The following is a 13,714-nucleotide window of genomic DNA, read 5'->3' as shown; positions in this document are numbered from 1 at the left end:
GGGAGTTGAGGCGCCGGACACGGGAACGTCGCTTCGGCGGTGCCGGAACGTTCGTACGGACTGGCATCCTTGGCGCGTGACACAGCTGCGTACGGTCCAGGTGCTGGGCGGCGGCAGCGCGGGCAGCAGCGCTCACGTCAGGTCACTGGCCGCGGGGCTGGTGGCGCGGGGAGTGCGGGTGACCGTGTGCGCCCCCGCTCCCGTGGAGCACGACTACGGCTTCCTCGGCACCGGGGCGCACTTCGTGCCCGTCCCACGACGCAGCGACCCTGCGGCTGTCGGGGCGCTGCGCGCGGCGTGCGCCGGAGCGGATGTCGTCCATGCGCACGGGCTCAACGCCGCCGTACGCACCGCGCTGGCTCTCAGCGGGCAGCGCGTACCGCTCGTCGTCACCTGGCACACCCGGACGCACGCCGAGGGGGCGCGCGGCCAACTGCTGCGGCTGCTGGAGCGAAGGGCGGTGCGGGCGGCGGCGGTGGTACTCGGTACCTCGTCCGACCTGGTCGACCGAGCCCGCAGCAGGGGCGCGCGGGACGCCAGGCTCTCACCGGTGTCGGTGCCGGCGCCGCGCCGCCCCGCGGGCGCCTACGAGAACAAGGCGAGGGCCGAACTGGGCGCCGTCGACCGGCCGCTGCTGATGGCGGTGGGCCGGCTCGAACCCGGCCGCGGGTACGGAACCCTGCTGGACGCGTCCCGCGACTGGCTCGAACTCGACCCCGTACCGCTGGTCGTGATCGCGGGAGAGGGACGCGAGCGGGTGTCGCTGCAGCGGCGCATCGAGTTGGAAGGGCTGCCGGTGCGGCTCATCGGCCGCCGGGACGACATCACCGAACTCCTCGCCGCGGCGGATCTGGCCGTGCTTCCCAGCCGGTGGGAGGCCCGTTCGCTCCTCGCACAGGAGGCGCTTCGGCTGGGTGTGCCGCTGATCGCGACCCGGGTCGGCGGCATCCCCGAACTCGTCGGCGACGCCGCGGAGCTCGTGCCCTACGGCGACCCCGTGGTCCTCTCCAGCGCCGTCACCGGCCTGCTGGCGGACCCGGACCGCCGCCGGCGGCTCGCGGCCGCGGGCCGCGCGCAGGCCGCGACCTGGCCGACGGAGGACGAAACCATCGCCCAGGTCCTGAGCGTCTACGACGAACTCACCCAGCCGCCCCGGCTCGGCCGGGCCTGACGGCGGCATGCTGGGCGGGGGCTGGAATCCCGGGGGCCGCGCCCCGATCAAGGCGCGCCCGCGTCACAGCACGCCCAGTCAAAGCGCGCAGGCGTCGAGGCGCCTCAATCAAGGCGCGCCCGCGTCAGAGCACACCCAGTCACAGCACGCCCAGTCAAAGCGCGCCCCCGTCAAGGAGCGTGGCGGCGCGCCCTGAGGGCCAGGGAGAGCGCCAGGACCGTCTGGGGGTCGTCCAGGTCCGTGCCCAGCAGCTCCGAGATACGAGCCAGGCGGTTGTAGAGCGTCTGGCGGTTGAGGTGGAGTTCGCGTGCCGTCTCCGCCTTGCGGCCCGCATGGGCCAGATACGTCTCCAGGGTGGGCAGCAGAGGCGGGCGGGAGGTGCGGTCGTGGTCCCGGAGGGGGCCGATCGCGCGGTCCACGAAGGCCGCCAGGTCGGGGTGGTCCCGCAGCCGCCACAGAAGGAGGTCGATGTCGAGGCGGCGTGCGTCGTACCAGGGGCGGTCGGAGAGGCCCTGTGCCGCCGTCGCGGTCTCGGCCGCGTGCCGCAGGCCCGCCGACGCCGCCGCCCAGCCGCCCGCCACGCCGACGACGACCACCGGAGGGTGCGCCCCGGCGCGTTCGAGGCCCGCGCGCTGCAGCCCCGCGTGCAGCGCCGCGGCGACCCGGTCCGCCAACGCCGTACGTTCCGACTCCGAACGCAGCCCGAGCAGCAGCGGTACACGGCCCTCCACGGGGCGCACACCCAGCAGGACGGGTACGCCGACGGACGACAGCTCTTCGAGCACCGCGCGGGCCAGCAGCGACCAGTTGCCCGACGGGGACAGCTCCGGGGCCAGCCGCATCACCACGGGCAGCAGCGGACCGTCGCCCGGTTTGAAGCCCAGGACCTTCGCCTGGGCCGGCGCGTCCTCCGCCGAGATCCGCCCCTCGGCAAGGTCCGTGAGGAAGTCGCCCCGGCCGCGCGCCGCCAGCTCCTCCTCCTGGCGGGCCTGCATGAGGACCACCGCGAGCACCCCCGCCGTCCGTTCCGCGGCCATTCGGTGCACCGGAAGCAACGGGGACGAAACGGCGAGCAGGACGAGGCGGGCCCGTACCGCGCCGGCGCCGTGGCCCCCGCCCGGCACATCCACCAGCACCGTCCCCGCCGGCGGACCGGCCTCCCGCGCCGCGCGCTGACCGCGCAGCCCGTCCCAGACCTGCAGCGGATCGGCGGCGGCGGGCCCGGACTCGCTGTCGGCCGCGTACAGCAGTTGTCCGTCCGGAGTCTCCAGGAAGACCGGATTGGCCGTGAAGTCCGCGAGGATCCGGAGCACTTGGGGGATTCCGCCGCCCCCGAGCAGCGCCTCCGTACACCGCCGGTGCACCTCTTCGGCCTGCTGCAGCAGTGCGTAGTGCCCATTGACGATCTCGGTGTGGACCTCCTCCGTCACCGAGACGAACGGCACCTCGCGGTGCAGCTGGATCAGGGGCAGCCCCGCGGACCTCGCCGCCTCGACGATGGTCGCGGGCAGCCGGGCGAAGCGGGGGCCCAGCTCCACCACCAGCGCCGCGATCCCGCGTTCGGCGAGCCGCCGTACGAAGGCGCGCTGTTCGGCGGGCCGGGTGCCCAGGCCGAGACCGGTGGTGAGCAGCAGCTCACCGCCCTTGAGCAGCGATGCGATGTTCGGCACCTCGCCCGCGTGCACCCAGCGGACCGTGCGGTTCAGCCGGTCGGCGCCCGCCACCACCTCCGGAAGCCCGCCGCGGAGCCCGGGCAGCTCGAGCGCCCGCTGCACGGTGATTCCGCCCTGTGTTTCCATTGCCGGGACGCTACCTGGGCAAAAGTTCGAAGGACAACTGTCAGCCCGGCTTGATGTTGTGGTTCCGGCTGAACACATTGTCCGGGTCGTACTGGGCCTTGACGGCGGCGAGACGCCGATAGTTCTCGGCGCCGTAGCCTGCCACCACCCGTGCCTCGCCCTCGTCGCCGATGAAGTTGAGGTACACCTGGCCGATGGACCAAGGCGCGACATCCCTGCGCGCGTCACGGACCCACTGTCTGCCGCGCGTGTCGTCGGCGGGGCTGTCCCAGATCCCGAAGGGGTGGGAGACCCACTCGGCGCTCCGCCAGGGCACCGGATAGGCGGAGTCGCCGCGGGCCAGCGCGCCGCCCATCGGGAAGAGGATGTGCTGCGAATTCGACGGCACGATCATGCTGTCCGCACGGGCGCAGAAGACGTCCACGGCCTCCTGCGGCAAGGCCTGGAGATACTCCGCCGACCAGTAGTTCCGCAGGCCCGGCGGATCGTCGATCATGCACTGAAGTTCCGCGTACGGGAGGTCTGTGATGACCTCCGCCTCGTGTCCGAGGCGGAGCAGCGGCCCGGCCCCCCGGCGCAGTTCGGACTCCGGGCCCGCGTAGGTGATCAGCACCAGGCACACCGGCTTGTCCACCAGGTGCTCGGGCATGAAGTCCTCGGGCGGGCCGGTCAGAAAGATGAATCCTCCGCCGACCTCGTCCGGCGCTGACTCCAGCACGTCCCGGTAGACGGGGAGCACCTTGGCCCCCTTCGCCGCCGGGAAGAACAGGAAGGCGACGGACATGTCGGGCAGGGGGTGCAGCCTCAGCGTCATCGACGTGGCCACACCGAAGTTGCCGCCGCCGCCGTGGAGCGCCCAGAACAGTTCGGGGTTCTCGTCCTCGTCGACGTGCAGTGCGGTCCCGTCGGCCGTCACCAGATCGACGGCGACGAGATTGTCGCAGGCCAGGCCGAACTTCCGCTCCAGCCACCCCGAGCCGCCGCCCAGTGTGAAGCCGCCCACCCCGGTGGTGGAGGCCCGGCCGCCGGTGACCGCCAGGGCGAACGGCTGGGTGGCCCGGTCCAGATGACTCATGGTGGCTCCGCCGCCGACACAGGCCGTACGGGCGTCCGGGTCGACCGTGACCGCGTGCATCCTGCGCAGATCGACGACGAGACCGCCATCGGTGGTCGCGAGACCGGCGACGCTGTGGCCGCCGCCGCGGACGGCCAGCTCCAGCTCGTTCTCCCGGCCGAAGCGCACCGCCGCGGCCACGTCCGCCGCCGACTCGCACTGGGCGATCACCGCGGGCCGCCGGTCGATCATCGCGTTGAAGAGCTTGCGGGCCTCGTCGTATCCCGCGTCGCCCGGGGTGATCACATCGCCGGTGAGGGTTTCGCGCAGTCCTTTCAGGGCCGCTTCTGCGAGGGACTGGGGCGCCATGACGGCCCCCTTCCGGGACGCCAACGGGACTCTCCCATCGTAAGGACGTGCCCCCGTGGCACGCGCCCCGGACGACTGCCTGTGGGGTCCGCTCTTCGCTGTCCTCCGGCTGTGCTGTGACCTGCACGTCGAGAAACCGGCGTCGACGAGTCCGCGCGGCCAACAGGACAGGGGATCAATCCCACAGCTGCCCTACCCGCCGTACGCGCCGGACGCGGTGAGACGGAGTGCCGTGTCGATCAGCGGAACATGGCTGAACGCCTGCGGGAAGTTGCCCACCTGGCGCTGCAGCCGCGGGTCCCACTCCTCGGCGAGCAGGCCCAGGTCGTTGCGCAGCGACAGCAGCTTCTCGAAGAGCCGTCGGGCCTCGTCCACCCGCCCGATCATCGCCAGATCGTCCGCGAGCCAGAACGAGCACGCGAGGAAGGCCCCCTCGTCGCCCTCGAGACCGTCGACCCCGGCCTCGTCGCCGGCCGTCGGATAGCGCAGGACGAAACCGTCCGGGGTGGACAGTTCCCGCTGGATCGCCTCGATCGTGCCGATGACGCGCTTGTCGTCCGGCGGCAGGAAACCCATCTGCGGGATCAGCAGCAGCGAGGCGTCGAGCTCCTTCGAGCCGTACGACTGGGTGAAGGTGTTGCGCTCCTTGTCGTAGCCCTTCTCGCAGACATCGCGGTGGATGTCGTCGCGCAGCTCGCGCCAGCGCTCCAGCGGCCCGTCCGCGTCGCCCGACTCGATCAGCTTGATCGTGCGGTCGACGGCGACCCACGCCATGACCTTCGAGTGCACGAAGTGGCGGCGCGGCCCGCGGACCTCCCAGATGCCCTCGTCGGGCTGGTCCCAGTGGTCCTCCAGATAGCGGATCAGCTTGAGCTGGAGGACGGAGGCGTAGTCGTTGCGCGACAGTCCGGTCATGTGCGCGAGGTGCAGGGCCTCGGTGACCTCGCCGTACACATCGAGCTGGAGCTGGTTGGCGGCGCCGTTGCCGACCCGGACAGGGGCGGAGTTCTCGTACCCGGGCAGCCAGTCCAGCTCCGCCTCGCCGAGCTCACGCTCGCCGGCGATGCCGTACATGATCTGCAGGTTCTCCGGGTCGCCCGCGACGGCGCGCAGCAGCCACTCGCGCCAGGCCCGGGCCTCTTCCCGGTAGCCGGTGCGCAGCAGCGAGGAGAGGGTGATCGCCGCGTCCCGCAGCCAGGTGTAGCGGTAGTCCCAGTTCCGTACGCCGCCGATCTCTTCCGGCAGCGAGGTCGTGGGTGCGGCGACGATCCCGCCGGTCGGGGCGTACGTGAGCGCCTTCAGCGTGATCAGCGAGCGGACCACCGACTCCCGGTAGGGGCCGTGATACGTACAGTGCTCGACCCACTCGCGCCAGAAGTCGGCGGTGGCCTCCAGCGACCCCTCGGGGTCGGGCAGCGCCGGCGGCTGGTGGTGCGACGGCTGCCAGCTGATGGTGAAGGCGATCCGGTCGCCCGGGGAGACGGTGAAGTCGGAGTACGTGGTCAGGTCCTTGCCGTACGTCTCCGTCGGCGTGTCCAGCCACACCGAGTCGGGGCCCGCGACCGCGACCGTACGGCTGTCGACCTTGTGCACCCACGGCGTGATCCGCCCGTACGAGAAACGCATCCGCAGCGCGGAGCGCATCGGCACCCGCCCGCTGACGCCCTCCACGATCCGGATCAGCTGCGGTGCCCCGTCACGGGGCGGCATGAAATCGGTCACTCTGACCGTGCCGCGCGGCGTGTCCCACTCCGATTCCAGGATCAGGGAGTCCCCCCGGTACCGGCGGCGGTTGGCCGTGGGCGGCTCTGCGCCCCCCGGATACGCGGGGCCGAGCCGCCAGAAACCGTGTTCTTCGGTGCCGAGCAGCCCGGCGAAGATCGCATGCGAGTCGAAGCGGGGCAGGCACAGCCAGTCGACCGTGCCGTCCCGGCAGACCAGGGCAGCGGTCTGCATGTCTCCGATGAGTGCGTAGTCCTCGATGCGCCCGGCCACGTGGATCTCCAGTCGAACGGCCACGTCCGCCCTGCGTGGCACTTACTGCGGTCAAGGGTGTCAAACGGTCAATGGGTCGTTGACGAGCTCTTGTTCCGGTATGTGGGGTCCCGCCCAGGCGAAGCTCTGGTGGAGGGCGGGGGTTGGTTTTGCCGGTCGCCTGCCTGGCTCGGCAGCGATATTCCGAATCAAGTGTCCGAGCAGGATACGACGCACCCCGGTGATCCGCGCGACGCTCCCGGCAATGCGGCGCCGCCGAACGGGTGAGCGGCGGGTGAGCTCGGAGAAGCCCGTGATGGCCATGATGCCCTGTGTGGCCGGAAGCAGTCTCCCTTCGGCGCTGATACCCTGGTAGCCCGTGGACCGGTGGTGCGCCCCCATTGCGATGGCGGCCCCCGAACCGCAGCGACGGCACCCCCGGAAATCTCCGGATCTCCTCAGCGGGACCGCCGGTACGCACGACGAACTCGCGACCACGGGAGCCCCCTCTTGGCCATGCCGCCCGCTGCTTTTCGAAACAGCACAGCCACGACGACCAAGCACATCTTCGTCACCGGGGGTGTCGCCTCCTCGCTCGGCAAGGGCCTGACCGCCTCGAGCCTGGGTGCGCTGCTCAAGGCGCGGGGCCTGCGGGTCACGATGCAGAAGCTCGACCCGTACCTGAACGTCGACCCGGGCACCATGAACCCGTTCCAGCACGGTGAGGTGTTCGTCACCAACGACGGCGCCGAGACCGACCTGGACATCGGCCACTACGAGCGCTTCCTCGACGTGGACCTGGACGGCTCCGCGAACGTCACCACCGGTCAGGTGTACTCCACGGTCATCGCCAAGGAGCGGCGCGGCGAGTACCTGGGCGACACCGTCCAGGTCATCCCGCACATCACCAACGAGATCAAGCACCGCATCCGGCGCATGGCCACCGACGACGTCGATGTCGTCATCACCGAGGTCGGCGGCACGGTCGGCGACATCGAGTCGCTGCCGTTCCTGGAGACCGTGCGCCAGGTCCGCCACGAGGTCGGCCGGGACAACGTCTTCGTCGTGCACATCTCGCTGCTGCCGTACATCGGCCCGTCCGGCGAGCTGAAGACCAAGCCGACCCAGCACTCGGTCGCCGCGCTGCGCAACATCGGCATCCAGCCGGACGCGATCGTGCTGCGCGCCGACCGTGACGTACCGACCGCGATCAAGCGCAAGATCTCGCTGATGTGCGACGTCGACGAGGCCGCGGTGGTCGCCGCGATCGACGCCAAGTCGATCTACGACATCCCGAAGGTGCTGCACACCGAGGGCCTCGACGCCTACGTCGTGCGCAAGCTGGACCTGCCGTTCCGCGACGTCGACTGGACGACGTGGGACGACCTGCTGGACCGCGTCCACAACCCCGACCACGAGGTCAATGTCGCACTCGTCGGCAAGTACATCGACCTGCCCGACGCCTATCTGTCGGTGACCGAGGCGCTGCGCGCGGGCGGTTTCGCCAACCGCGCCCGCGTCAAGATCAAGTGGGTCACGTCGGACGACTGCAAGACCCCGGCCGACGCGAAGAAGCAGCTCGACGACGTGGACGCGATCTGCATCCCCGGCGGCTTCGGCGACCGCGGTGTCAGCGGCAAGGTCGGCGCGATCCAGTTCGCCCGTGAGAACAAGATCCCGCTGCTCGGCCTCTGCCTGGGCCTGCAGTGCATCGTGATCGAGGCCGCGCGCAACCTGGCCGAGATCCCCGAGGCGAACTCGACGGAGTTCGACGCCGTCACCGCGCACCCCGTCATCTCGACGATGGAGGAGCAGCTGGCGTACGTGGAGGGCGCGGGCGACCTGGGCGGAACGATGCGGCTCGGCCTGTACCCGGCGAAGCTCGCCGAGGGCTCGATCGTCCGCGAGGTCTACGACGACCAGCCGTATGTCGAGGAGCGCCACCGTCACCGCTACGAGGTGAACAACGCCTACCGCGCGGAGCTGGAGAAGAAGGCGGGCATCGTCTTCTCGGGCACGTCCCCCGACAACAGGCTCGTCGAGTACGTCGAGTACCCGCGCGAGGTGCACCCGTACCTGGTCGCCACCCAGGCGCACCCGGAGCTCCGCTCCCGCCCGACCCGCCCGCACCCGTTGTTCGCGGGCCTGATCAAGGCGGCCGTCAAGCGGAAGACGGACGCGTAGGCGTCAGGCGATACGGTTGGCCGGGGTACGGGTCCTTCGGGCCTCGTACCCCGGTTTTCTGTGTTTCTGTTCGGCACGGTTCGTTTGTTGTTCGTTCGCTGGAGGACGCTTCATGGCCATCAAGGACACCCCCGAGGAATGGCGGGTCACTGCGACGGCGACCCCGTTCCGGGGCAACAAGACAAGCGTCAGGACCGACGACGTGGTCATGCCCGACGGCTCGGTCGCGCGCCGTGACTACCAGGTCCACCCCGGGTCGGTGGCGGTGCTCGCCCTCGACGAGTCCGGCCGCGTCCTCGTGCTCCGCCAGTACCGGCACCCCGTGCGGCAGAAGCTGTGGGAGATCCCGGCCGGCCTCCTCGACGTGCCGGGCGAGAACCCCCTGACCGCCGCTCAGCGCGAGCTGTACGAAGAGGCCCACGTCAAGGCCGTCGACTGGCGGGTCCTCGCCGACGTCTACACCACGCCCGGCGGCTGTGACGAGGCCGTACGGATCTTCCTGGCCCGCGATCTGTCCGAGGCGGAGGGTGAACGCTTCCACGTCTCCGAGGAGGAGGCGGACATGGAGCTGGCCCGGGTGCCGCTGGAGGACCTGGTCCGGGGCGTGCTCGACGGGGAGCTGCACAACAACTGCCTGGTGGTGGGCGTGCTCTCGCTCACCGCGGCGCTCGCCGGCGACGGTGTGGAGGCGCTGCGTCCTGCCGAGGCGGAGTGGCCGGCGCGGCCGTTCGAGGCGTAGCCCCTCCGGGGGTGTGCGGGGCGCCTCCGGCGGCGGTGCGATGTGCCTCCGGCGGGGGTGCGGATTGGGTGCGGCGCGGCTCCGGCGGGTGCGGGGCGCCTTCGGCGGGTGCGGTGTGCCTTCGGCGGCTGTCGGGTGCGTCTCCGCGGGGGCAGTGACGGTGTGCCCGGTGCCGTGGCGGCAGCTGGTGTGTCCGTCCTCAAGCTCCCCCTACGCCCTGCGGCGTGGGGGGACCCCCAGACCGGCTTGGGGTGCGCCGGTGGGTGGTGGGGCTGGGCCCCTCCGGGCTCGACTCCTCGGGGCCGGCGGGTTGCCCTGTACCGCGGGTTCGTCCGGTACTTCCGCCGGTCCCTGCGGGGCCGACCCGGCACGGCCCCGCCCCGGGCCGTCGCCCGGCTGCGGGCCGTGGGGGGCTGCTTCGGCCCGGGTCCGGGCCGGTCGCCGGGTGCGGGCCGTGGGAGGCGGGGCCGCTTTGAGCCGGATCCGGTTCGGGTGCCGGGTGCCGGTCCGACGATCGGCTGATCCGATCGGGGGATCTGCTCGCCACGCGTCGTCGCGGTCTGCCCGGTTCGGCGAGATGCCTGAATTACGCTCGGAGCGCCCGCGGGGAGACCCCCGGTGGGCTCGGCTCGTGGCGGACTGGGAGCGTGGCCCGTGACGGATCAGGCGGTGGACCGAAACGGACCCGAGGGGGCGGGTGCACCGTCGTCCCCGGACCGCCCGATGCCGGCCGGACCGAGTGGGCCGGTGGCCGCGGACCCCGCCGGGCGTGGCACCGTAAGCGGTGTGGGTGGGCAATTCATCGGGCGGCAGCGGGAATTGAAGGCGCTGCGGTCCGACATCGAGCGAGCCGGTCTTGACACGATCTCCGGGCGCAAAGCGCCGCGGGCCAGGGTCCTGCTCGTCGCCGGGCGGCCCGGCTCGGGGCGGACCGCGCTCGCGCGGGAGCTGGCGCGCCGGCTGGCGGACGCGTACCCGGACGGGGTGCTCCGGGCGAGCCTCACCGAACCGGGCGGCGAGCCCGTGCCCACCGACCGCACCGCACGCCGGCTGCTCGACGCCCTCGGGATCGGCGCACCGCCCGGCGCGGCGGAGGACCTGCTCAGCGAGATGGTCCGCGAGGCTCTCGCCGTGCGCCGCTGTCTGCTGCTGCTCGACGACGCGAACGACGCCGAGCAGGTCGACCCGCTGCTGCCGGACAACCCCGAATGCCTCGTCGTCGCCGTCGCTCAGGGACCGCTCACCGGAATTCCCGACGTACGGCCGTGCACGATCGGCGGGATGGACCCCAAGTCCGCGATCGAGCTGCTGAGCCGTTTCACCGGCTCGGTGCGGATCACCGTCGACCCGCAGGCCGCCGAATTGCTCGTGGAGCAGTGCGGCGGACAGCCCGCCGCGATGGAGCTGGCCGGTGGCTGGCTCGCGGCACGCCCCAAGGCCTCGGTCGCCGACGCCGCCAAACGGCTGCGGGCGCTGCCCGACGACCCCGAGGAGCCGGCCGGTGCCCGGCCGCTGTCGCGCGCGTTCCGGCTGGTGTACGAATCCCTGCCGGCATCCGCCGCCCGGGCACTGCGGCTGCTCGCGCTCGCGCCCGCCGGGCTCGCCGATGCGCACACCGCGTCCGCGCTGGCCGGCTGCTCGGTCTCGGCGGCCCAGTCGACGCTGGAGGAATTCGCCGCCCTCGGGCTGTTGCGGGCGGATGCCGACCGTGATCAGTACCAGGTGCCCGGCTGCCTCGCGCCGCTGCTGCAGGGGCTGATGGCCGACGAGGACCGGCCGGCCGAGGTGCAGCTCGCCCGGGCGCGGATGCTGGAGAGGACCGTACGGCTGCTGCATTCCTGCCGGGCCGTCACCGAACCGGACGGCTCCACGGCCCGCAGGAAGCTCGCCGGGCTGCCGCGTGCCCTGCGTTTCGAGAGCGCGGCCGCCGCCGAGGGCTGGCTGCGGGCCCGGCAGCCGGCCCTGCTGGCGGCGGCGCGGGCCGCGGTGGCGGACGGCGAGCTCGACACCCTGGCCCGCCGGCTGATCGCAGCGCTCACACGGGCCCTGGCCGCGCATCGCGGCACCGAGGCCGCCGCGCCCGAGCTGTACGGGCTGCATCAGCTGGTCCTCGACGTCGCCGAGCGCCGCGAGCTGCACCGGGAGCGGGCGGCCGCGCTGCTGAACCTCGCCGACCTGGATGTGCAGACCGGCCGCACCGAGGACGCTTTGGTGCGATACCGGTCGGCGCTGGACGCCGGACGCATGGCGAAGGATCCGTACGCGACCGGCCGCGCAATGGAATCCGTAGGGGGTGCGTACCAGGAGATGGAGGACTGGCAGCGCGCCGCCGACTGGTACGGACGAGCCCTCTCCCAGCGGCTCGCCCGCGGGGAGCGCGCCGACGAGGCACGGCTGTACGGCCGGCTCGGTGCCGTACACACCTATGCGGGCCGCTACGGCGAGGCGCTGCGCAGCTGGCGGGCGGCCGCGGCCGGATATCGACGCCTCGGCGATCTGCCCGGCCATGCACGGGCGTTGAGTGAGGCGGCCCGGGTACAGGAGTACGCCGGCCGGCCGCAGGAGTCGTTGCGCACCTGCGAGGAGGCGGTCGCCTGGGCGCGGCAGGCCGGGGACCTGCGGTTGCAGGCCGCGCTCCAGCTCAGACTGGCCGACACGCTGGAGCGGCTCGGTGACCCTGCGGCCGCCCGGCTACACCGTGCCGCTGCCGAGCAACTGCTCGGAACCGATACTTCCGGCCTACGAAATCCGTAGTGCTTCAGTCAAAGAATTTTGCTTTGCAAGGCTAGACAGCGAGAAGTCCTTCATTAGACTGGCTCTGCCGGGTGACGCCCCGGTCTCTCCCGTTGCGCCCGGCGTATCCGGGTAACTATGGAAGTGCACCAGAAATCCCCCTGAGTCAAGGACCGTGATCGACGTGAAGGTCGGCATCCCCCGCGAGGTCAAGAACAACGAGTTCCGGGTGGCGATCACCCCCGCCGGAGTGCACGAGCTCGTGCGCAACGGCCATCAGGTCTTCATCGAGGCCAACGCCGGTGTCGGCTCCTCGATCACGGACGAGGAGTTCGTCTCCGCCGGTGCGCAGATCCTGCCCACCGCCGACGAGGTCTGGGCGACTGCCGACCTGCTGCTGAAGGTCAAGGAGCCCATCGCCGAGGAGTACCACCGCCTCCGCAAGGACCAGACCCTCTTCACGTACCTGCACCTCGCCGCCTCCCGCGAGTGCACGGACGCCCTGCTCGAGTCCGGCACCACCGCGATCGCCTACGAGACGGTGGAGCTCCCGAACCGCGCCCTGCCGCTGCTCGCCCCGATGTCCGAGGTCGCGGGCCGGCTGGCCCCGCAGGTCGGCGCGTACCACCTGATGCGCTCGGTCGGCGGCCGTGGCGTGCTGCCGGGCGGTGTCCCGGGCACCCACGCCGGCGAGGCCGTCGTCATCGGCGGTGGCGTCTCCGGCTGGAACGCCACCCAGATCGCCGTCGGCCTGGGCTTCCACGTGACCCTGCTCGACCGCGACATCAACAAGCTGCGCGAGGCCGACAAGATCTTCGGTACCAAGGTCAAGACCGTCGTCTCCAACGCCTACGAGCTGGAGAAGGCCGTCGTCGAGGCCGACCTCGTCATCGGCGCCGTCCTCATCCCGGGTGCCAAGGCCCCGAAGCTGGTCACCAACGAGCTCGTCGCCAAGATGAAGCCCGGAAGTGTCCTTGTCGACATCGCCATCGACCAGGGCGGCTGCTTCGAGGACTCGCACCCGACCACCCACGCCGAGCCGACCTTCCAGGTCCACAACTCGGTCTTCTACTGCGTCGCCAACATGCCGGGCGCGGTGCCCAACACCTCCACCTACGCGCTGACCAACGCCACGCTGCCGTACATCGTGTCGCTGGCCAACAACGGCTGGGTCGAGGCGCTGCGCCGTGACCCCGCGCTGGCCAAGGGCCTCAACACCCATGACGGCCACGTCGTTTACAAGGAGGTCGCCGAGGCGCACGGCCTCGAGTCGGTCGAACTGAGCACGCTGCTCGGCTGACACCGCGACCGACAAGCGACCGCCCTGTCAACAGGGGTCGTCAACATCACGCAACCGGCCGGACCTTGTCGAGCAAGGTCCGGCCGGATGTGTGTCCGGACACTTCGGGCTCTCGCTCAACTTGCCTCGAACGTAACCCTTTAGCCGTTTCGCACACCCGCGGAACCCCACGGCCATACCTTGCCAAGTGGCCTGTGCACCCTTGACAGCGGGGTGTTCGGTTCCCGACACATCGGGCCGGGTCCGGCGGATTGTGTTGCTGCGGACCGGTGACACGCCATAGAGTCGCCAACCGTCGGCATGGTGCCACGCTGACCTATCGATAAATTTTCCTGGTCACGTCCAAGGAGGTAAGACGACTTGTGAATGAGTCGACATTTTCTCCCGGGGG

8 protein-coding genes are annotated in these 13,714 nt (G+C 71.3%); 5 read left to right on the top strand and 3 right to left on the bottom strand.

Annotation, left to right across the window (positions count from 1 at the left end; translation table 11 throughout):
• The first annotated feature begins 76 nt into the window (after positions 1–76).
• Entirely contained in the window at positions 77–1,171 is a 1,095-nt protein-coding gene (locus ACZ6ZQ_RS31910; protein WP_469771992.1) for a glycosyltransferase family 4 protein, read from the top strand.
• A gap of 170 nt (positions 1,172–1,341) precedes the next feature.
• Here ACZ6ZQ_RS31910 and ACZ6ZQ_RS31905 read toward each other — a convergent pair whose 3' ends face one another.
• The 3 genes from ACZ6ZQ_RS31905 to ACZ6ZQ_RS31895 all read right to left on the bottom strand — a co-directional run bounded on the left by ACZ6ZQ_RS31905 (position 1,342) and on the right by ACZ6ZQ_RS31895 (position 6,388).
• Positions 1,342–2,970 (bottom strand): PucR family transcriptional regulator, encoded by a 1,629-nt coding sequence (locus ACZ6ZQ_RS31905; protein ID WP_469771991.1) that lies wholly within the window; start codon positions 2,968–2,970, stop codon positions 1,342–1,344.
• Between the two features lie 40 nt (positions 2,971–3,010).
• Positions 3,011–4,393 carry an FAD-binding oxidoreductase gene (locus ACZ6ZQ_RS31900; RefSeq protein WP_469771990.1) on the bottom strand — a complete coding sequence of 461 codons (1,383 nt, stop codon included), beginning with the start codon at positions 4,391–4,393 and terminating at the stop codon, positions 3,011–3,013.
• Between the two features lie 192 nt (positions 4,394–4,585).
• The gene (locus ACZ6ZQ_RS31895; RefSeq protein ID WP_469772011.1) at positions 4,586–6,388 is read right to left on the bottom strand and encodes a glycoside hydrolase family 15 protein; all 1,803 of its coding nucleotides are present in this window, start codon (positions 6,386–6,388) and stop codon (positions 4,586–4,588) included.
• 495 nt (positions 6,389–6,883) lie between these two features.
• On the opposite strand from ACZ6ZQ_RS31895, the gene ACZ6ZQ_RS31890 reads away from it, so the two are divergent.
• The 4 genes from ACZ6ZQ_RS31890 to ald all read left to right on the top strand — a co-directional run bounded on the left by ACZ6ZQ_RS31890 (position 6,884) and on the right by ald (position 13,323).
• Positions 6,884–8,551, top strand: coding sequence for a CTP synthase (locus tag ACZ6ZQ_RS31890; protein ID WP_469772010.1), 1,668 nt, complete (start codon positions 6,884–6,886; stop codon positions 8,549–8,551).
• 112 nt (positions 8,552–8,663) lie between these two features.
• Positions 8,664–9,290, top strand: a complete 627-nt coding sequence (locus ACZ6ZQ_RS31885) for an NUDIX domain-containing protein (RefSeq protein WP_469771989.1) — start codon at positions 8,664–8,666, stop codon at positions 9,288–9,290.
• A gap of 654 nt (positions 9,291–9,944) precedes the next feature.
• Positions 9,945–12,044: a tetratricopeptide repeat protein gene (locus ACZ6ZQ_RS31880; protein ID WP_469771988.1), complete on the top strand. Its 2,100-nt coding sequence runs from the start codon at positions 9,945–9,947 to the stop codon at positions 12,042–12,044.
• Between the two features lie 163 nt (positions 12,045–12,207).
• The gene (ald, locus tag ACZ6ZQ_RS31875; RefSeq protein ID WP_469772009.1) at positions 12,208–13,323 is read left to right on the top strand and encodes an alanine dehydrogenase; all 1,116 of its coding nucleotides are present in this window, start codon (positions 12,208–12,210) and stop codon (positions 13,321–13,323) included.
• The last annotated feature ends 391 nt before the right edge of the window (positions 13,324–13,714 follow it).

Source organism: Streptomyces sp. NPDC053673 (genome assembly GCF_055585225.1).
The sequence above is the reverse complement of the archived record's forward strand: the minus strand, read 5'-3'. Positions and strand labels throughout refer to the sequence as shown.